Origin of the sequence: Nocardia sp. NBC_01327 (genome assembly GCF_035958815.1) — a bacterium.
Classification (GTDB): Bacteria; Actinomycetota; Actinomycetes; order Mycobacteriales; family Mycobacteriaceae; genus Nocardia.
The window spans coordinates 1,052,901-1,072,724 of the sequence record NZ_CP108383.1; the positions used below are offsets into that span (position 1 = coordinate 1,052,901).

Below are 19,824 nucleotides of genomic sequence, written 5' to 3' on the forward strand. Positions count from 1 at the left end.
GACAGTGACGCAAAGCTTCACGGCCGACGAGATCCGCGCGGCCGCCGAGAAGATCAAGGAAGCGGGGGAGTCGTCCCCGCGCCTGGCCCGTGATCCGGTCAACCAGGCCATGATCAACAACTGGGTCGAGGGGATCGGGGACACCAACCCGATCTACGTCGACGAGGCCGCGGCGCTGGCCGCCGGGCATCCCGGCATCGTCGCACCGCCCGCCATGGCGCAGGTGTGGACCATGCTGGGGCTCACCGGGGCTCGCCCCGACGACGACCCGATGACCGTCACCAATGAGCTGCTGGACGCCGCCGGGTACACCTCGGTGGTGGCCACCAATTGCGATCAGACCTACCACCGGTACCTGGAGGTCGGCGAGCACGTCAATGTGCGCAGTGCGCTGGAATCCATTGCGGGGCCGAAGCGTACGGGCCTGGGCGACGGCTGGTTCATCACCTACCGCACGAATTGGTACGTCGGCGACGAACTCGTCACCGAAATGCTGTTCCGCCTGCTGAAGTTCGTGCCGGGCACCGGTGCGGCTCCCAAGCCGGATCCGGCCGCCGAACTCGCCAAGCGGGTGCGGCCGGTGGTCTCGCACGACACCGAATTCTTCTGGGACGGAACGAAGCTCGGCGAGCTTCGCATCCAGCGGCGGCCCGACGGCACGCTGCAGCATCCGCCGGTTCCGGCGCTGTGGCAGGACAAGGCGAAGCAGACCGACTACGTGGTGGCCTCCGGTCGCGGCACGGTCTTCAGTTTTGTTGTGCACCATGCCCCGAAGGTGCCCGGCCGGGCGCTGCCGTTCGTGGTGGCGCTGGTCGAGCTGGAGGAGGGTGTGCGCATGCTCGGTGAGCTGCGCGGCATCGATCCGGCCGACGTTGTTATCGGCACACCGGTCGAGGTCGGCTTCGAGGCCGTCGACGACGACAACACCGTGCCCTACTGGAAGGCAGTGCTATGACCGACACCCTGGACGTGCAGGTCGGAACTGTCCTGCCGGAGTTGGTGATTCACGCCGACACCACCTTCGTGGTGAGTTCGGCGCTGGCCACCCGCGACTTCCAGGACGTGCACCACGATCCGGCCAAGGCGGTGGAGCGCGGCTCGAGGACCATCTTCGTCAATATCCTCACCGATACCGGTCTGGTGCAGCGTTTCGTCACCGATTGGGCGGGACCGGGCGCGCGGGTGAAGTCGATTTCGCTGCGTCTCGGGGTGCCGCTGTACGCCGGTGACACCCTCACGTTGTCCGGCACGGTGTCCGCCATCGCGGGTCCCGACATCTCCATCGATGTGGTCGGCGCCGACAGTCTCGGCAACCACATCACGGCGAAAGCCGTTCTCTCGCTTCAGGAGGCACGCGCGTGACCGGTTTGAGTGGCCGCGCCGCCATTGTGGGCATCGGCGCCACCGACTTCTCCAAGGATTCCGGCCGCAGTGAGCTGCGCCTGGCCGCCGAGGCGGTCACCGCCGCACTCGCCGACGCCGGACTCACCCCCGCCGATGTGGACGGGCTGACGACCTTCACCATGGATACCAACACCCAGGCCGCGGTGGCCCGGGCCGCCGGTATTCCGAGCCTGAAGTTCTTCAGCAATATCCCGTTCGGCGGTGGCGCCGCGGCTGCCACCGTGCAGCAGGCCGCCATGGCGGTCGCCACCGGTGTCGCGGATGTTGTTGTCGCATACCGCGCTTTCAACGAGCGGTCCGGGCATCGCTTCGGTCAGTTCTCCACACAGCTGGCGGGCAATGCCACGTCCTCCGGTGTGGACAATGCCTTCTCCTACACCCACGGTCTCGGCACCCCCGCGGCTCAGGTGGCCATGGTCGCGCGGCGCTATATGCACGTATACGGCGCTACCAGTGCGGATTTCGGCACCGTGGCGGTCACCGACCGCAAGCATGCCGCCGTGAATCCGAACGCGCACTTCTACGGCAAGCCGATCACGCTGGAGGAGCACCAGGCCTCGCGCTGGATCGCCGAGCCGCTGCACCTGCTGGACTGCTGCCAGGAGACCGACGGCGGCGTGGCCATTGTGGTCACCAGCGCCGAGCGGGCCCGGGATCTGCCGAACAAGCCGGCCGTAATCGTCGGTGCGGCACAGGGTTCCGGTGCGGACCAGTACGTCATGACCAGCTACTACCGCGATGCCATGACGGGTCTGCCGGAGATGGGGCTGGTCGGCGATCAGCTCTGGGCGCAGAGCGGTTTGCGGCCGGAGGATATGCAGGCCGCGATCCTCTACGACCACTTCACCCCGTTCGTGCTCATGCAGCTGGAAGAACTGGGCTTCTGCGGGCGCGGTGAGGCCAAGGACTTCATCAAGGACGGCGCGCTCGAACTCGGCGGCCGCCTGCCGCTGAATACCCACGGCGGGCAGCTCGGCGAGGCCTACATCCACGGGATGAACGGCATTGCCGAGGGTGTGCGCCAGATTCGCGGCACCTCCGTGAATCAGGTCGAGGGCCTGCGCAATATCGTCGTCACCGCCGGCACCGGCGTTCCCACGTCGGGACTGGTCCTGACCGGCAACTGATCATCGCGCCATAACGACAATGCCTGAGCGAACCCTTGTCGCTCAGGCATTCTCGTGTTCATTTGCGATGGAACAGCCGGTACAGATTGAAGTCGTAGCCCCAGCCGTAGGACTTGGGTGTCAGGAACTTCGGCTCATCGGGATTCCACCACCGCGCCTTGACCTTCTCCACCGTCGGCCGCCGCCAATCGTAAGGAACGCCGAGGAACCTGCCCTGTGGTTCGGGCGGCGTCGATTTTTCTTCTGTGTGCTCCGGTCCGGTCATATGCCCAGGCTACGGCGATTCTCGCGGTGAGGGGTTGCGCCGCGCGGAAGAGTGAGTGTACGGTCACTCACATGGCAAAGCGCGGAGTCACCCTCTCCACCTCGGACGTACGGCGGGAAGCGGTTCTCGACGCGGCCATCGTGGAGTTCGCGCGGACCGGATATCACGGGACGCCGATCACGACGGTGGCCACGGCCGCCGGGATTTCGACGGCCTATGTATTCAAGCTGTTTCCGAGCAAGGTGGAGTTGTTCGTCGCCGCGCTCGATCGGTGCTTCGAATTGGTGGAGCAGTCGATGGCCACCGGGGCGGCCCGGGCGGCCGGAAGCGATCCGGAAGCCATTCTGTACGAAATGGGCGGCGCCTATGCCGAACTCATTTCGGACAAGAGCCTGCTCATGCTGCAGGTGCACGCGCAGTCCGCGACCGATATCGCGGAGATCGCCGAGGGCCTCCGGCGCGGGCTGGCCCGGGTGACCGACTTCGCCAAGTCGCGCTCGGGCGCACCGGATGAGGCGGTGCAGCGGTTCATCGCCTACGGGCAGCTGTGCCACCTGATCACCACGCTCGGGCTCGACGGGCACGAGGGTGCGTGGGCTGAGATTCTCAATCTCGGTATTCGGCATCCGGGCTGATGTTCCGAGCCCCTGACCGGGGCTTTTTATTTGACCAGCGGGTGACTGACCAGTCACTCACCGAAGGAAGAGGAAGAACAATGTCGATCACCGCGGTAGAAATCGTGCTTCCAGGGACCGTCGAGCCGGAGGAGTTGCTCACCACACGCCGTGAGCTGCCGCCGCTGCGGGCCGGGCAGGCGCTGGTTCGGGTCGAGGCCAGCGGGGTCTCGTTCGCGGAGCAGCAGATGCGCCGGGGCAAGTACTACGACCAGCCCGCGTACCCGTTCGTGCCGGGCTACGACCTGGTGGGCACGGTCCTCGAGGTCGGCTCGGACGCCGACGCCGCGCTCGTGGGCCGCCGGGTCGCCGCGCTGACCAAGGTCGGCGGCTGGGCCAGCCATGTGGTGCTCGAGACCGCGGATCTGGTCGAGGTGCCCGCCGATCTGGCCGCCGACGAGGCGGAGACCTTCGTGGTCAATGGCATCACCGCCTGGCAGATGCTGCACCGCTACGCGAAAGTCCGTGCGGGACAGACCATTCTGGTGCACGGCGCGAACGGCGGGGTCGGATCGACGCTGGTGCAGCTGGCGCGAGCGGCCGGGGTCCGGGTGATCGGCACGGCCTCGGCGCGCAATGCGGAGGCCGTGACGGCTCTGGGCGCGGAGCCGGTCGATTATCGAGGTGATGTTCCCGCGCAGGTCCGGGCACTCGCCCCGGCCGGAGTGGATGCGGTATTCGATCACGTCGGCGGTCCGGGCATTGTCGATTCCTTCCGCCTGCTGGCCCCCGGCGGCACCCTGGTCGCCTACGGCAGCGCCTCCACCAAGGATGAGGCCGGCAACTCCCGACTGCCGGTGCTGCAGCTCTTCGCCCGCCTGCTGCTGTGGAATGTCCTGCCCAACAGGCGCCACGCCCGCTTCTACAACATCTGGTCCGGCCTCCGCCGCCGCGCCACCTTCCGCGCCCGGCTGGCCGAAGACCTCACCGCCGTCTTCGCTCTCGCCACCCGGGGCGTCCTGCACCCCCAGATCGCCGCCCGCTTCCCGCTCTCCCAAGCCGCCCAGGCCCTGACCCTCGCCGAATCCCGCACCGTCACCGGCAAAGTCGTCCTCGTTCCCGACGCGCAGTAGCTGCGATCTCCGACTGGGTCTCGGAAAGAGATTCGGCGGGGATGTCACACCTGGAGGAGCTACTCCGTCACCTAGGCAGAACGCATTCGAAGCTGCTGAAGGGAAACGGATTCCAATGAACACCGCTTACTACATCGTCGGAATTGTTACTGCGCTGTGGGTCGGATTTTCGGCCTATTCGATCTTCACGGATCAGGCCTTTGTGACGGAACCCCTTGTGGAGTATGGGGTTCCGCGGTCCTGGTGGACTTGGCTGGGGACGGCCAAGGCGGCTGGGGCGGTGGGGTTGCTGGTGGGGTTCTTTGTTCCGGCTATCGGGGTTGCCGCGGCTATCGGGGTGATTCTGTATTTCGCCGGCGCGGTTGCCACCACCATTCGGGCGCACTCGTACAAGACGACCGTGTACCCCGTGATGTACATGGCCCCGGCTATCGCGACTCTCTGGCTGCAACTTGCCCGCTGAGCGTAGGTTGGGGAAAATCGATGGTGGAAGGGGTCTGGCCATGCTGCAGGATCGATTGAAAGAGCTTCCGGTGGTGGACAGTTCGCTGATCTACGGGGAGCCGCACGAGACGGCGGACGGGTCCACCATCATCACGGTGCTGGGGACCGGGGGGTTCTTCCGCCGGGGGCCGCGGCCGATGGGGGTGTTCGTGGTGCACGGCGGCGAGGTGAAGTGGGAGCCGGCGGTCGATGCCGGCCGGGTCGAGGTCCTCGGGGCGCAGGCCGGATTCGTGGCCGCCACGATCGGCGTGCTGACCGGACTCGTGGCCGCCACGCTCGCGACAATGGCGGTGTTCAAGCGCCCGCCGTGGCCGGACCTGCACATTACGCAGCAATTCTGACGCTCGGGCAGTAGCGCGCACTGCCTGTGCAAGTGATCACCTCGGATCAGCTGGAAGCGATCGCCGGGCGGCTGGGCAGGGGATGATTGCGCGACTGCTCGACACCCTGTTGTCGCGCCGGATCACCCTCGTTCTGCCTTCAAACTATCCACCGCAAGAACTATTGCCGAATCCCTTGACGCACTCCATATTCATGCCGCCTCGAACTCGCTGGAGTGTTCCAGCGCTGGACGCTACGCGAGGCGCCGCCGCTGGAAACCGTCGAGCCTGATCTGGTGATGCAGCTGGTGTATCTGGTCGACGTCCTCTGAGACGCGGACCTCCACTCTCCCTCCACACCGCGGTCCCGCCCACTGAGCTGGGCGCGGCAATCGCCCGTGTTCCGGACCTGTATCGAACCCTGAGCCGCCTCGGCGAACTGTCCGTAGAACGGCAGCAAGAAGGGGCGGCGACGTCCGGGTGAACTGGCCGACTTGATCGACGCGAACGATTCACGTGCCGTCAACGCGGAGGGGGGCTGACGTTGCGAGCGCTTTCTTACCGTGCTTTCAGGAGGCAGCACCGAACCGGAGGGGACCGATGCGAATCCGCGAGCAGGCCAGGGGTTCCGCACCCCGGCACCCGAGTATCCCCGGCGGTCGACTGCGCGTGCTGGTGGTCGCCGAATCCTTCCTTCCCCAGGTCAACGGCGTCACCAATTCGGTGCGGCGGGTCCTGGACCACCTGGCGTCCAAGGGCCACGAGGCCGTACTGGTGGCTCCGACCGGACCGGCCAAGTACGCCGGATTCCGGGTGCACGTGGTGCGCGGCGCGCGGCTGCCGTTCTACCGGGACTTCCGAATCGGCCTGGAAACGCGCCGCCGCCTGCGCAAGATCATGCGCGAATTCGAGCCGGACGTCGTGCATATCGCCTCCCCGGCGACGCTCGGCTATCAGGCAGCCAAGGTGGCGGCGGAGCTGGATGTCCCGACCGTGGCCATCTATCAGACCGACCTGATCGGTTTCGCCGAACGCTACGACCTGCCGGGCGGCGTGCGCACCATGGTCGCGCTCACCCGGCGCATTCATCTTCAGGTGGATCGCACCCTGGCGCCGTCGACCGCCAGCCTGCGGCAGCTGGAACTGATGGGCATTCCCGGACTGGCGCGCTGGCCGCGCGGTGTGGATCTGGACCAGTTCGATCCGCACCGTCGCTCGGAAGAACTGCGAAAGCGCTTGGCCCCCAACGGGGAATTGCTGATCGGCTATATCGGCCGGCTCGCCCCGGAGAAGGAACTCGAGCTGCTCGCGCATCTGCGCCCGCTGCCCGGGGTCCGGCTGGTCATCGTCGGCGGCGGCCCGGAGGAGAAGCGGCTCCGGAAACTGCTGCCGGGCGCGGCCTTCCTCGGTGTGCTGCACGGCGCGGAGCTGGCGGCGGCCTATGCCTCGCTGGATGTCTTCGTGCACACCGGTCGTCACGAAACCTATTGCCAGGCAGCGCAGGAGGCGATGGCCTCCGGTGTTCCGGTGGTAGCCCCGAAGTCCGGCGGGCCGATCGATGTGGTCACGCCGGGCGCCGGATTCCTGTATCCCCCGGGCAATGCCGAGGCGCTCGTCGATTACGTGCGCCGCCTGATCGACGATCCGCAACTGCGCGCCCAGACCGCTGAGATTGCCCAGCGCAGTGTGCAGGACCGCTCCTGGACCGCAGTGAACAACCTGCTCGTCCGCCACTACCGCGAAGTGATCGCGGAACGCCGCCGACTGCCGGTCGATGGTGACCTCCGCAGCCCGCTCTCCAAGGAGGCCTCCTGATGCTGCGCATCTCCGTGATCGGTACCGGCTACCTCGGCGCCACACATGCCGCGGGCATGGCCGAGCTCGGCTTCGAAGTGCTCGGTGTGGACAACAATCCCGCCAAGGCGGACGCGCTGTCGGCGGGCCGGGTGCCGTTCCACGAGCCCGGCCTGCCCGAGCTGCTGGCCGGGCATGTCGCGAAGGGCCGCCTGCGGTTCGGCACCTCGCTGGTGGCCGCCGCCCGCTTCGCCGATGTTCATTTCCTCTGTGTGGGAACACCCGCCGGTCCGAACGGTGCGGCCGATCTGTCGCAGCTGTATGCCGCCCTCGACGGACTGGTCCCGCATCTGACCCGCAACTGCCTGATCGTCGGCAAGTCGACGGTGCCGGTCGGTACCGCCGAGGCGCTGATGGCGCGCATCGCCGAACTCGCGCCGCCGGGAATCTCGGTGGATCTGGCGTGGAATCCGGAATTCCTGCGCGAGGGGCACGCGGTGCACGACACGCTGAGCCCGAATCGGCTCGTGTTCGGCGTGACCACCCCGGACGCGGAATGGGCGCTGCGCCAGGTGTATGCCACGCCGATCGCCGCCGGTTCGCCGGTGGTGATCACGAATCTCCCCACCGCGGAATTGATCAAGGTCTCCGCGAATGCCTTTCTGGCGACGAAGATCTCGTTCATCAATGCGATGGCCGAGCTGTGCGAAATCACCGGCGCGGATGTGACGCTGCTGGCCGACGCCCTCGGCCACGACGATCGCATCGGCCGCAAATTCCTCGGCGCCGGACTGGGTTACGGCGGTGGCTGTCTGCCCAAGGACGTCCGCGCGCTCATCGCCCGCGCCACCGAGCTGGGTGCGGGTGAATCCGTCGACTTCCTGCGCGATATCGACACCATCAACCTGCGCCGCCGCGAGCGCGTGGTCCGCGAGACCCTGGAACTGTTGCGCGCCACCGGTTCCCGTCGGGTCGGCATTCTCGGCATCGCCTTCAAGCCGCTGTCCGACGATGTCCGCGACTCCCCGGCCCTGGATGTGGCCATCCGGCTGCAGGCCGCGGGGGTGGAGGTCACCGCCTTCGACCCGGCCGCCACCGCCACCGCCCGCGCCGTAGCTCCCCAGCTCGTCTACGCCGCCACCGCGGCCGCCGCCCTGCACGAGGCGGATGTGGTCCTGCATCTCACCGAATGGCGCGAATTCCGCGATCTGGACCCGAATTTCCTGCGCACCGTCGCCCGCGGCCGCACCCTCATCGATACCCGCAACACCCTGGACCCCGAGCCCTGGCTCGCCGCCGGCTGGGACTTCCGGGCCATGGGCCGGCTCGTCGAACCCCGCACCGCGACCTCCCACCCGGAGCCCCTGCGCCCCGCCGCCCCGATCCGCCAGCCCCGCCGCCTCCCCGAAGCTCCTGCCGCTATGGCGGATTCACCCCTGAACCGCCTGCGCGCCCGAGTCCGCCGCACCGCCTGAGCCCGACCTCGTCCTCCGGCCGGGCCGAATTCGGTCCGTGCCCGGCACGGATTGTCCGTATCTGCCGGAGGCATGGCGGGGGCCGCGTGGGGTGGCTTTCGGGCGAATATATGCCGGAACTGCATGTAATCGGTGTTTGCGATTCCTCCCCAACCGGACCTACTGGCATGTAACTATGTGCCTGATTTGCAGGACTCTGGTTGGGAGCATGTGTGACTGGGGTGGGGACGCTGGCATCACGGGCGATCGGGTTGATCGCTCTGCTGGTGCTGGCCGTGGTCGCCCTGCGCGGGTACATCCCGGGCACCGGCGGACCGTCCTCGCCGGGAGCGCCGTCGGCGGTCACGCTGGCTCTCATGCCGGTGCTGCTGCTGGTGTCGGTGGTGATTCTGGCTGCGGGCGTGGTCAATAGCCAGCATCGGCTGCCGCTGGCCATGCCGGAGCCGGAGCGCGAGACGGATCGGCGCGGCACCGGGCTGAGCAGGCTCGCGCTGCTGGTGCTGGTCGGGCTGGCGGCGGTCGCGCTGCTGCTCACGGCGGTGGCGTCGATATACCTGGTCGGTCCGGGGCACAAGGATGCGCCGGAGCCGACGATGACCACGCAGACCCCGAGTACCGGTGCGGCGCAGCCGGTCGAGAATGTCGCGCCGCCGCAGGACTCGATCTCCACGCCCGCGCTCAGCGGTACCGCGCTGCTGCTGGTCGCGATCGGCGCGGTGGTGCTGGTCCTGGTCGCCATGACGGGGCTGGTGGTGGTCGCGGTCAGCTCCAATCGCGGTCCGGTGGCGAAAGCCGCAGGGCACGTGCCGAGTACGCCGATCGAGGCGGTCTCGCTGGCCAAGGTCGCGGAAATGGGCCTGGCCGCCATGATCGCGCCCGGTCAGGATCCGCGCACCGCCATCATCGCCTGCTATGTCGCCATGGAACGCGGTCTGGCGCAGGCGCGGGAGGTGGCCCCGCTGGCCTCGGACACCCCGTCGGAGGTGCTGGCGCGCGCCTTCGACCGCGGCTTCCTGCACGATGCGTCGGCGCGGGAACTGGTGGCGCTCTTCGAGGAAGCGCGGTTCAGCCCGCACTCCATGCTGGAGTGGCAGCGTATGCGGGCCGAACAGCTGCTGCGTATCGTATTGGCTGATCTGCAGGGACAGGCGGAAGCATCATGAACCGGGGTGCGATCGTGGTGATCGGACTGATCCTGGCGGGTCTGTTCGAACTCATCGCCTTGAACCATGGGCGCGAGACCCTGCTGCCGATTGCCGGTATTCCGGTCGCGGGCGCACTGGGCCTGCTGGTCTGGTCGCTGCTGGAACGCGCTCGCCGCCGCCGTCCCACCGGTCCGGACGATCACGAGATCGACAATGGCCCAGCCGAAATGCTGCAGCGCTGGCAGGCGCGCGCCCAGATGCTCGCCGATCGCGCCGAGGGCACCCGCGCCGACTGGGACCGCCATTTGCGACCCTTGCTGGCCAAGGAGTTCGAGAGCAACAGCGGCCATCGGATGGCCAAGAACCGGCGTGCCCACGAGGCGGCCGGACAGCTACAGTTCGGTCCCGAGCTGTGGCGGTGGGTGGATCCCGCCAATTCGGCGCTGCGCGATCAGACCAATCCGGCGCCCGGCCGACCGGCGCTGGATGAGATCCTGCGCCGCCTCCAGAACATGTGAACAGGTTTGAGATGCGAGTACTGACATGACTTCACCGATGGACGTGACCATCAAACGCACCGACGCCGTACTGCGGGAAATGTCCCGGGTGGTGGTCGGCAAGCGAGACGAGCTGCAGCTGATCATGATTGCGGTGCTCGCGGGCGGCCACATCCTCATCGAGGACCTGCCGGGGCTGGGCAAGACGCTCATCGCCCGATCCTTCGCGGCCGCGTTCGGGCTGAACTTCACCCGCGTGCAGTTCACCCCCGACCTGCTGCCCGCCGATCTCATCGGCGCGACCATCTACGACATGCATTCGGGCCGTTTCAGTTTCCGCCGCGGCCCGGTCTTCACCAATATGCTGCTGGCCGACGAGATCAACCGCACCCCGCCCAAGACGCAGGCCGCGCTGCTGGAGGCGATGGGGGAGGGGCAGGTCTCGATCGACGGTGAAACCTTCCTGCTGCCACAGCCTTTCATCGTCATGGCCACCGACAACCCGATCGAGTACGAGGGCACCTACCCGCTGCCCGAAGCCCAGCTCGACCGTTTCGCCATGCAATTGCGCCTCGGCTACCTCTCCGAGAGCGATGAGATGCAGATGATCCGCCGCCGCCTGGAGCGTGGCACGCAGCCCGCCCAGATCGCGCAGGTGGTGGATGCCGAGGGCCTGCTGGAAATGCGCCAGGCCGTCGAATTCGTCACCGTGCACCCGGATGTGGTCGGCTACGTGGTCTCCCTGGCCTCCGCCACCCGCAGCCACCCGCAGGTGGAGGTCGGCGCCAGCCCGCGCGCGGAACTCGATCTGGTCCAGATGGCCCGGGCCCGTGCCCTGCTCAACGGCCGCGACTATGTGGTCCCCGAGGATGTGAAGGCCCTGGCCCTGCCCGCCATGGCACACCGCATCACGCTCCGCCCCGAAATGTGGGTCCGCCGCATCCGCGGCGAGGACGTCATCGCCGAACTCCTGCGCCGCCTTCCGGTCCCGCGCGCGACCCCGGCGTGAGCACCGCATGAGGCGCACATGACAAACCCAGCGAAACCTACGGCGCAAGCGGAGAATCCGAGCACCCCGCGAGGTAAGTGGCCGGATGTCGACGCGAGTGCGCGTGTGAGCACCCCACGAGGTGGACAGTCGGAGGACACCTCGCGAATCGCGCACACGCTCGGTCAGCGGCACGGGGGTGCCTGTGAAGCACCGTGATCTGAGTACGGCGTCGGAGACCGAATTGCGGTGGCGGCCCGCACCGCTGGTGTTCATGCTGGCGGCGGTGTCAGCGCCGGCGCTGGTGCTGGCGATCGTGCTGGGGCACTGGCAGTTGGCGGTGTTCGCGGCGCCCATGCTCGGCGTGCTGGCGACCGCGCCGCTGCAGCAGTCGCGCACCAGGATTCAGGTCGACGGGGTCGATGTGCTGCGCTGCTTCGAGACCGAAGAGGTGGTGCTGACGGCGGCCGCGTTCGTGGAGAGCGGACATGCCCTGCTGCGCATGCATCAGCAGCAGATCAAGGGTATGGAGGTGCGGGTGGAGGAGGCGTTCGATTCGGGCGCCGCCCCGGCGGGCATGCGATTGGCGCTGTCCGCACCGCGCTGGGGCCGGTATCCGGTGCCGTTGCGGATCACCGCGCTGAGTCCGGCGGGATTGTCGGTGGCCTCGGTGCAATTGCCCGCCGGTGAGGTTTTCGTTTATCCGATCGCCGATCCGCAGCGAATGGAATTGCCGCGCACCGAACTTCCCGAGCGCATCGGCACGCACCTGACCCGTCGCCACGGTCCCGGTGTGGAATTCGCCGATGTGCGCGCGTACGCGCCCGGTGATCAACTGCGCACGGTGAACTGGGCGGTGAGCGCCCGCCGCGGGCGGCTGTTCGTGACCGAGCGCTTCACCAACCGTGCCGCGGATGTGGTTGTGCTGGTGGACACTTCGATGCAGGCGCCGGGCCCGGCCTCGGATTCGCTGGAACTGTCCGTGCGCGGGGCGGCGCAGGTGGCGCAGTCGGCGCTGCAGGCGGGTGACCGTACGGCCGTGGTGTGCCTGGGCCGTTCGCCCCGCTGGCTGCGTCCCGATATCGGCCGCCGGCAGTTCTACCGCATTGTCGACACGGTGCTCGATGTGGGTGATGAGCATATCGAGACCTCCGGAACGCTCGCCCCTCATGCGGCCGTTCCGATCGGTGCGGTGGTGGTCGCCTTCTCCACCCTGCTCGATACCGAATTCGCACTGTCGCTCATCGATCTTCGCAAGCGTGGCCATGTTGTGGTGGTAGTGGACGTGCTGCGCGGACCGCCGTTCGCCGGCGGGCTGGAGTCCACCCTGGCGCGCATGTGGCAGCTGGAGCGCACCTCCATGTACCGCGATATGGGCACCGTCGGCGTCGATATCGTGCCCTGGCCGGAGGATGCCCGGCTGGACCAGATCATGCGCCTGCTGCCCGAACATCGCCGTCGCGCCGTGCGGGTGCGCCGATGACCAGATTCCTCGCCGTACTGTCCGGCCTGCTGCTGACACTGGCCGTGGGCCTGGTGCAGCCCTGGGCCGCGATACCGGTGCTGATCTTCGCGGTGGGGGGCTGGCGGTGGCGGGTCAGTGCGGTGGGCGCGGTACTGGTCGCGCTCGCCGTACTGGCCCTCACCGATACCGGTGCGCTGGCCGCGGGGGCGATCGGGCTGGTCGCCACCACCTACCTGCTGAATACGGCGACCGTATCCGCGCCGGTGGGAGTGGTGCCCACCACCGTCCCCTCGGTGGCGGGCGCCCTCGTATTCACCATTGCCGCAGGGGCCGCGACCCTGCTGCCCGCAGGCCTGTCCTGGATCCCGATCGTGGCGCCGATCGCAGTGATCCTGCTGTACGCCATGATCATTCGGGGAGTCGTGGACGAAAGGTCAAGCGGCTGACCGCTTATCGGGCAGCGGTGGCGGCCGCTATTGGAGGGCGGGCGGCATACGCGTCGGCTTGATGCGCCCGGCATCGATGAGGGCGCGGAATGCCGCTGCCTTGCGGGCACATTCGGTCACCGGGCAGCGGCGATGCTGCTGCATGGCGCGATGCGCCTCCTGCACATCGAGCTGATGGTCGGGTACTCCGTGGGACCACGCGGAGGTGAGCAGGGTGGAATCGGCGGATGCGATGTGCTCGTTGCTGATTCGCTCGCGGATCCGTTCCACCGACAATCTGTCCGGATCTCGATGTGGTTGATGCAGGCTCGCGACCGTGACGGCCATGATCGTGAGCATTGCCAGGGTGGCTGTGAACACCTGCCAGCCGGCCATTGGTTCACCTTCTCCAGTTCATCGTTCGCTATCGGGTGTAGTTCGCTAGATATTCACCATAAGCCCGGAGGCGTTACTTGTTCCAGTACTTCATAGGTCAGAAACAGCCGAATTTCGGCCTATAACAGCAACTTACCGGCCGGTTCCGGTCCGAAGCGGCCGGGAGTTTGCGAAGCTTTTACTGTGACCGACGGCCAGGCGCAGTTGCGTTCCATCACCAGTGCGGCACTCCTGGTTGAGTTCGCCTCCGGGCGGGGCGTTGCCACACCTGCCCTGTTGCGCGGCACGGGTATCCGGGAAGCCGATCTGGCCGATTCGACCGCAGAGATCGCGCTCGGCCAGGAGTTGGCCCTGATGCGCAATGTGGTGGCCGGAGTGGGCGATGAACCGGGCATGGGCCTGATGGCCGGATTGCTGTGTCATCCGCCCAGCCTCGGCGTGCTCGGATTCGCGCTGATGAGTTGCCCGACCGTGCGCGATGCGGTCGGCCTGGCGCTGCGCTATGCCGACCTGTCCTTCACTGTCGCAAGGCATCACCTGGTCATCGACGGACCGGATGTCTCCATCGTGCGCGACGACAGCGGCGTGCCGCGCGATGTGCGCCGCTTCGCGGTGGAGCGGGATGTGGCGGCGATCTGGACGATTCAGCAGGATGTGCTGCCCATGCGCCCGCCCATCACCCGAGTCGCCGTGGCCTTCCCGCCGCATCCGGTCTACGAGATGTTCGGCGCCATGCTCGGAGTCGAGGAGGTCATCTTCAATGCCGCCCGCTCGGTGGTGACCGGCCCCGCCGATATCCAGAGTCTGCAACTGCCACAGGCGAATACGGCCACCGCCCGCTTCTACGAACAGCAGTGCGCCGACCTGGTGCAGCGCCGCCGCAGCCGCGTGGGCATCAGCGGCCGGGTCCGCCAGCTGCTGATCAGCCGCGGCGGTGTCGCCGACCAATCCCGCATCGCCGCCGCCCTGGACCTCAGCGTGCGCACCCTGCGCCGCCGATTGGCCGACGAGGGCACCACTTTTCGCGAACTGACCACCGAAACCATCGGCCTCCTGGCCGAAGAACTTCTCATCACAGGACTCACAGTCGAACAGGCCGCAGTCCGCCTCGGCTACGCCAGCGTCTCCGCCTTCACCGCCGCCTTCCGCGCCTGGAACGGCCAGTCCCCCGGACAATTCGCCCGCGAGAACCGCGGCCGCGTCTCCACCCGCATCTAGTCGCAATCGGGTGATCGCCCGGCTGTATGACCCGAAACAACCTGTATGACCCGAGACAACAGAGCCGCGACCGAATTCGGGCGCGGCTCTGGCGGTTTGGGTGGTTTGGGTGATTTATGTGGTGTGGGTGAGGACTACGTCGGCGAGGACGGGGGCGTCGTCGCGCTCGACGACTGTTGCGGCGATGAGGAGTTCGCTGCCGGTCTGCCAGATGCGGGTGCGGAGGGTCTCGCCGGGGTAGAGAACTCCGGCGAATCGGGCGCGGAATCCGGTGACGCGGGCGGCATCCGAGGCGAGCACCGTATCGGTGGCGGTCTTGAGGACCAGGCCGTAGGTGCACAGGCCGTGCAGGATCGGGTTGGGGAATCCGGCATTACGGGCGAATTCGGGGTCCGAGTGCAGGGGGTTGCGGTCACCGCACATGCGGTAGAGCAGCGCCTGCTGCGGCAGGGTCGGGGTGAGCACATCGAAATCCGGTGCGCGGTCCGGGAGTTCGGTCTTGGCGCTGGGGCCGCGGTCGCCGCCGAAGCCGCCCTCGCCCTTGGCGAAGATGGAAGAGCGCGCGGTCCACAGCAATTCACCGTCCGAGCTGGTGGCGGTGTGCTCCTGCCAGATCACCGCGGCGGAACCCTTGTCCCAGATCTCACTGATGCGACGCTCGAAAACCGCCTTGCCCGAGGCCGGAATCGGCCGGTGCACCAGGATCTCCTGGCTGCCGTGCACCACCTTGGCGAGGTCGATCTCGACGCCGGGGAACTTCACCTGCGGCGGCTCGGTCTCGTGGAAGAACGGTGCGACGGTGGCGAAGGACGGCAGCACCTGCGGATTCCGGTCATCCACATAGCGAAGTTCGGCCGCGTCGGTCCAGCGCCCGCCCGCACCCAGCGCCAGGTTGTACAGCTGCACATCGGACGGCGTCCAGCTGAAATCGACGGACGGAAGTACCGCGCCGAGAGCGATATTCGGATCGATGGGCATGAAGTTCTCTCCTCGTGAGATCAGTGGGCGCTCACCCACGGACGACCGTTGTGCCGCGCTTGTCGTATCGACCGGCCGCCGCTCGCGACGCCGTCGCGAGTTCCTCCGGGGTAACCGCCGGCGCGATCGTCCGCGGACTGCGGACCCACCGGGGTCCGATCCTGCGGCGTACACCGCGCGCTCGGCAAGTAACACGCCCGCTTGCCGGGACAGTCGGCGCGCTGATCGCCCCAGCATCCCGGCCACGCTGTCGGCCGGGACTCCGCGACGAACGCGTCCCGTGCAGGTCATTCCGGCCCAAAGTACGCCGGAATGACCGGGCCGGACGGCGAATATCGTTGGGTAGGGCGCAATTTCGCGACTGTGAAGTTATAGCGCCCGCCTCGACGCCGGGCAGGGTGTCGGCGTCGGTGCGGGCAGAGGTGGGTTGGGCGCGGGCTCGACGTGACCCGGACTCGCGCCCAACCCGGTCCTGAACCGGGTTGGGACGGTTCAGGACGCCTGGTCGGCTGCCACGGGTGCGCCCGACTTCGCCTTGGCGGCGATATTCAGGGCGGCCAGGTAGCCGAAGGTGATCGCGGGTCCGATGGTGGCGCCGGGGCCCGCGTAGGTGTGGCCCATGACCGGGGACGAGGTATTGCCCGCGGCGTAGAGACCCTCGATGACGGTGCCGTCCTCGCGAACCACGCGGCCGTCGTTATCGGTGACCAGACCGCCCTTGGTGCCGAGGTCGCCGGGGACCATGCGCACCGCGTAGAACGGGCCGACCTCGAGCTTGTTCAGGCACGGGTTCGGCTTGATGGTCGGATCGCCGTAGTACCGGTCGTAGGCGCTGTCGCCGCGGCCGAAGTCCTCGTCCTTGCCGCTCGCGACGAAGCCGTTGAAGCGTTCGACGGTCGAGCCGAGGGTTTCGGCGGGCACGTTCATCTTCTCGGCGAGCTCCGCCAAGGTCGGCGCCACGACAATGTTGTCGTTTTCCATCCAGCGGGACGGAAAACGCTGACCGGGCTGCAGACCAGCGAAGATGTAGCGACTCCGGTAGCGCTGATCGAAAACCAGCCATGAGGGCACGTTCTCGCCGGGGCCTTCACCCTGCCCGTATTTGCCGCCGTACATGGTGTGCACAGCCTCGACGTAAGGAGCGGACTCATTACCGAATCGCTTGCCGTCGTTGTTGACGATGATGCATCCGGGCAGATTGCGCTCCGCCAGCGCGAACCACGGCTTGCCCGCACCCTTGAGCGTCGTCGGACCCCACCACGCGTCTTCCATGAAGTCGATGGCCGCGCCCGCGTCGATGCCCGCGCGAATGGCGTCGCCGGTATTGGCGGCCGCACCCGTTGTCCACTCGGTGGTGATGGGTTCACGCTGGTACTTGTGCCGCATATCGGCGTTGTGCTCGAAGCCGCCCGCACCCAGGATCACGCCGTACTTGGCGTTGAAGCGCACGGTCTCGCCGTTCTGCTCGGCCTCGACGCCGGTGACCACACCGTCCTCGATGACCAGCCCGGTGAGCGGAGTGTTCAGCAGCACAGGCACATTCGCGTCGAGCAGGCCCTTGCGCATGCCCGCGATGATCGCCTGGCCCATGCCCACGAGCGCCTTGCCGGTGACCTTGCCCCACGCCCAGCGGGTGCCGACGCGCAGCACGGTGACCATGCCGATCGGGTGGCGGCGCAGCAGGTTGATCTTCTTGTAGTCGGCCTGCAGGATCACGACATTCAGCGGAGCCTTGGAGTAGGGGGGTTCCAGGTTGAAGCGTTCGGCGCCGAGTTTCTTGGTATTGAAGGGCTTGGGTTCGCAGGAGCGGCCGTCGGACTTGCCGCCCGGTGCCTCCGGGTAGTAGTCGGAGTAGCCCGGCACCCACTTCATCTTCAGTGGCGAGTTGTCCAGTACGAAGTCGAAAGCCTCTGCGCCGCGGTCGATGTAGGTGTCGATCTTGTCGGCCGGCACCACGTCGCCGATGATGCTGTGCAGGTAGGTCCGGGCTTCCTCGCGGTCGTCCGGACGGCCCGAGGCCTTGAGCGCCTTGTTGCCGGGGATCCACACGCCACCGCCGGAGCGGGCGGTAGAACCACCGAAATGCGCGGCCTTCTCGATGAGCACCACGCGCAGACCGCGGTGTGCGGCGGTGAGGGCGGCGGTCATACCGGCGGCACCGCTGCCGACCACCACCACGTCGTAATCCCGATCAGTCATGTAGAACACGTTATAGAATCAATCCTGGTTTGGTCTATGTTGGTCTGGCAGATGGGACTGCTGAGGCGATGTTCTTCACAAAAACTCGTTTCAGTTTCTAGTCTCGTAACTGCACGGCCACCGGCTGGCCCCCCGATGGAAGGAACACAGCGTGCTGACCGACGCGCTACGGAGTGAACTGGCAGAAGAGCTCGCCCTGGCAGAGCGGGATCGCATTCCGCTCGACCCACTGGTCGCGCGTTATCCGGACATCGACGTGGTCGACGCCTATGAGATCCAGCTGGCGAATATCCGGCGGCGGACCTCGGCCGGAGCCCGAATCATCGGCCACAAGGTGGGTCTCTCCTCGGCCGCCATGCAGCAGATGATGGGCGTGGACGAACCCGATTACGGCCACCTGCTCGCCGAGATGGAGGTCTTCGAGGACGTCCCCGTCGACACCTCCAAGTTCCTGTACCCGCGGGTCGAGGTGGAGGTCGGATTCGTGCTCGGCGCGGACCTGCCCGGCGAGGATTGCACCGAAGAGGATGTGCTGAACGCCACAGTCGCGTACGCACCCTCCATCGAACTCATCGACACCCGCATCAAGGACTGGAAGATCGGGCTGTGCGACACCATCGCCGACAATGCCTCCTCCGCCGGCTGGGTGCTCGGTAAGGAGCGCGTGGCTCCGAACGAGCTGGATATCAAGAAGATCGACGCCGTCCTCACCCGCAATGGCGAGGTTGTGGCCGAAGGTCGCTCCGATGCCGTGCTCGGTGACCCCACCATCGGCGTCGCGTGGCTGGCCCGCAAGGTCGCCTCGTTCGGGGTCCGCCTGAAGAAGGGCGACATCGTGCTGCCCGGTTCCTGCACCCGCGCCATCGACGCCCGCCCGGGCGACGACTTCACTGCCGAGTTCGCCGGACTCGGTTCTGTACGTCTGCGTTTCAGCTGACACTGAGCTAACCGAGTAGGAGTATGCCGTGACTGCAAGCAAAGTCACCGCCGCGATCGTCGGGTCCGGCAATATCAGCACCGATCTGCTGTACAAGCTGTTGCGTTCGGACAAGATCGAACCGCGCTGGATGATCGGTATCGACCCGGACTCCGAGGGCCTCAAGCGGGCTCGCGGACTGGGTCTGGAGACCTCCGCCGAAGGCGCGGATTGGCTTCTCGCCCTTGATGAGAAGCCGGACATCCTGTTCGAGGCCACCTCGGCGTACGTGCACCGCGCGTACGCGCCGAAGTACGAGGCGGCGGGCATTCGCGCCGTGGACCTCACCCCCGCTGCCGTCGGCCCGGCGGTCATTCCGCCGGTGAACCTCGATTCGCTGCGGGACGCACCGAACGTCAACATGATCACCTGTGGTGGTCAGGCGACGATTCCGATGGTAGCGGCAGTGTCGCGGGTCGTCCCGGTGGCTTATGCCGAGATCGTCGCCTCGGTCTCCTCGGTGTCGGCCGGTCCCGGAACCCGTGCGAACATCGACGAATTCACCAAGACCACCTCCAAAGGTGTCGAGACCATCGGTGGAGCGCAGCGCGGCAAGGCCATCATCATTCTGAACCCCGCCGAGCCGCCGATGATCATGCGCGACACCATCTTCTGCGCCATCCCGGAGGATGCCGATCGCGATGCGATCACCGCCTCCATCCACGAGATGGAGAAGTCCATCCAGGAGTACGTGCCCGGTTACCGTCTGCTCAACGAGCCGCAGTACGACGAGCCGTCACTGGTTTCCGGTGGCCTGGCGAAGGTTTCGATCTTCGTCGAGGTCGAGGGCGCGGGCGACTTCCTGCCGCCGTACGCCGGCAACCTGGACATCATGACGGCTGCCGCCACCCGCGTGGGTGACGTGATTGCCGATCAAATCATTTCGGCTCGGGTGTAAGGA

At 67.1% G+C, this 19,824-nt stretch carries 21 protein-coding genes and 1 pseudogene; 18 read left to right on the top strand and 4 right to left on the bottom strand.

The genetic code is table 11. The annotated features are described in order from the left end of the window. The first annotated feature begins 4 nt into the window (after positions 1-4). Genes OG326_RS04645 through OG326_RS04655 form a run of 3 tightly spaced genes read left to right on the top strand, consistent with a single transcriptional unit; the run spans position 5 to position 2,531 of the window. Positions 5-955: a bifunctional MaoC family dehydratase N-terminal/OB-fold nucleic acid binding domain-containing protein gene (locus OG326_RS04645; protein WP_327143382.1), complete on the top strand. Its 951-nt coding sequence runs from the start codon at positions 5-7 to the stop codon at positions 953-955. Next, positions 952-1,362, top strand: coding sequence for a MaoC family dehydratase (locus OG326_RS04650; protein ID WP_327143383.1), 411 nt, complete (start codon positions 952-954; stop codon positions 1,360-1,362). Before OG326_RS04645 ends, OG326_RS04650 begins: the two co-directional genes overlap by 4 nt. Then, positions 1,359-2,531 (top strand): lipid-transfer protein, encoded by a 1,173-nt coding sequence (locus tag OG326_RS04655; protein ID WP_327143384.1) that lies wholly within the window; start codon positions 1,359-1,361, stop codon positions 2,529-2,531. Before OG326_RS04650 ends, OG326_RS04655 begins: the two co-directional genes overlap by 4 nt. A 58-nt stretch (positions 2,532-2,589) precedes the next feature. Here OG326_RS04655 and OG326_RS04660 read toward each other — a convergent pair whose 3' ends face one another. Beyond that, positions 2,590-2,796 carry a hypothetical protein gene (locus tag OG326_RS04660; RefSeq protein ID WP_327143385.1) on the bottom strand — a complete coding sequence of 69 codons (207 nt, stop codon included), beginning with the start codon at positions 2,794-2,796 and terminating at the stop codon, positions 2,590-2,592. Positions 2,797-2,867: 71 nt separating this feature from the next. On the opposite strand from OG326_RS04660, the gene OG326_RS04665 reads away from it, so the two are divergent. The 12 genes and pseudogenes from OG326_RS04665 (at position 2,868) to OG326_RS04720 (ending at position 13,177) form a co-directional block, all read left to right on the top strand. After that, positions 2,868-3,431 carry a TetR/AcrR family transcriptional regulator gene (locus tag OG326_RS04665; protein ID WP_327143386.1) on the top strand — a complete coding sequence of 188 codons (564 nt, stop codon included), beginning with the start codon at positions 2,868-2,870 and terminating at the stop codon, positions 3,429-3,431. Positions 3,432-3,511: 80 nt separating this feature from the next. Further along, the gene (locus tag OG326_RS04670) at positions 3,512-4,543 is read left to right on the top strand and encodes a medium chain dehydrogenase/reductase family protein (protein WP_327143387.1); all 1,032 of its coding nucleotides are present in this window, start codon (positions 3,512-3,514) and stop codon (positions 4,541-4,543) included. Between the two features lie 115 nt (positions 4,544-4,658). Further along, a complete protein-coding gene (locus OG326_RS04675; protein ID WP_327143388.1) occupies positions 4,659-5,006 on the top strand; it encodes a DoxX family protein in 348 nt (115 codons plus the stop codon). A 40-nt stretch (positions 5,007-5,046) separates the two neighbouring features. Then, positions 5,047-5,388, top strand: a complete 342-nt coding sequence (locus OG326_RS04680) for a hypothetical protein (RefSeq protein ID WP_327143389.1) — start codon at positions 5,047-5,049, stop codon at positions 5,386-5,388. Positions 5,389-5,470: 82 nt separating this feature from the next. Continuing rightward, positions 5,471-5,575 (top strand): annotated as a pseudogene (gene zapE, locus OG326_RS04685) (AFG1/ZapE family ATPase); the annotation flags it as partial. 392 nt (positions 5,576-5,967) lie between these two features. Continuing rightward, positions 5,968-7,182 (top strand): glycosyltransferase family 4 protein, encoded by a 1,215-nt coding sequence (locus OG326_RS04690; protein WP_327143390.1) that lies wholly within the window; start codon positions 5,968-5,970, stop codon positions 7,180-7,182. A gap of 2 nt (positions 7,183-7,184) precedes the next feature. Next, positions 7,185-8,636, top strand: a complete 1,452-nt coding sequence (locus OG326_RS04695) for a UDP-glucose dehydrogenase family protein (RefSeq protein WP_327146372.1) — start codon at positions 7,185-7,187, stop codon at positions 8,634-8,636. Between the two features lie 212 nt (positions 8,637-8,848). Then, positions 8,849-9,799 carry a DUF4129 domain-containing protein gene (locus tag OG326_RS04700; RefSeq protein WP_327143391.1) on the top strand — a complete coding sequence of 317 codons (951 nt, stop codon included), beginning with the start codon at positions 8,849-8,851 and terminating at the stop codon, positions 9,797-9,799. Further along, positions 9,796-10,299: a hypothetical protein gene (locus tag OG326_RS04705; protein WP_327143392.1), complete on the top strand. Its 504-nt coding sequence runs from the start codon at positions 9,796-9,798 to the stop codon at positions 10,297-10,299. The genes OG326_RS04700 and OG326_RS04705 overlap by 4 nt, the downstream gene beginning before the upstream one ends. A gap of 25 nt (positions 10,300-10,324) precedes the next feature. Next, entirely contained in the window at positions 10,325-11,287 is a 963-nt protein-coding gene (locus OG326_RS04710) for an AAA family ATPase (protein WP_327143393.1), read from the top strand. A 184-nt stretch (positions 11,288-11,471) separates the two neighbouring features. Continuing rightward, complete coding sequence (locus tag OG326_RS04715; protein ID WP_327143394.1) at positions 11,472-12,749, top strand: DUF58 domain-containing protein; 1,278 nt, start codon at positions 11,472-11,474, stop codon at positions 12,747-12,749. Next, positions 12,746-13,177: a hypothetical protein gene (locus OG326_RS04720; RefSeq protein WP_327143395.1), complete on the top strand. Its 432-nt coding sequence runs from the start codon at positions 12,746-12,748 to the stop codon at positions 13,175-13,177. The genes OG326_RS04715 and OG326_RS04720 overlap by 4 nt, the downstream gene beginning before the upstream one ends. Positions 13,178-13,204: 27 nt before the next feature. Here OG326_RS04720 and OG326_RS04725 read toward each other — a convergent pair whose 3' ends face one another. Then, positions 13,205-13,552, bottom strand: a complete 348-nt coding sequence (locus OG326_RS04725) for a hypothetical protein (RefSeq protein WP_327143396.1) — start codon at positions 13,550-13,552, stop codon at positions 13,205-13,207. 183 nt (positions 13,553-13,735) lie between these two features. Between OG326_RS04725 and OG326_RS04730 the strand changes: the two genes are divergently transcribed. Continuing rightward, complete coding sequence (locus OG326_RS04730) at positions 13,736-14,770, top strand: AraC family transcriptional regulator (protein WP_327143397.1); 1,035 nt, start codon at positions 13,736-13,738, stop codon at positions 14,768-14,770. 114 nt (positions 14,771-14,884) lie between these two features. Here the strand turns inward: OG326_RS04730 and OG326_RS04735 are convergent, their stop codons facing one another. Continuing rightward, a complete protein-coding gene (locus tag OG326_RS04735) occupies positions 14,885-15,748 on the bottom strand; it encodes a MaoC/PaaZ C-terminal domain-containing protein (RefSeq protein ID WP_327143398.1) in 864 nt (287 codons plus the stop codon). 492 nt (positions 15,749-16,240) lie between these two features. Next, positions 16,241-17,956: a 3-oxosteroid 1-dehydrogenase gene (kstD, locus tag OG326_RS04740; RefSeq protein WP_327143399.1), complete on the bottom strand. Its 1,716-nt coding sequence runs from the start codon at positions 17,954-17,956 to the stop codon at positions 16,241-16,243. Between the two features lie 142 nt (positions 17,957-18,098). Between kstD and OG326_RS04745 the strand changes: the two genes are divergently transcribed. Together OG326_RS04745 and OG326_RS04750 are read left to right on the top strand one after the other, a co-directional pair. Further along, complete coding sequence (locus OG326_RS04745) at positions 18,099-18,884, top strand: 2-keto-4-pentenoate hydratase (protein ID WP_327143400.1); 786 nt, start codon at positions 18,099-18,101, stop codon at positions 18,882-18,884. Between the two features lie 28 nt (positions 18,885-18,912). Beyond that, a complete protein-coding gene (locus OG326_RS04750) occupies positions 18,913-19,821 on the top strand; it encodes an acetaldehyde dehydrogenase (acetylating) (protein ID WP_327143401.1) in 909 nt (302 codons plus the stop codon). Positions 19,822-19,824: the final 3 nt, after the last annotated feature.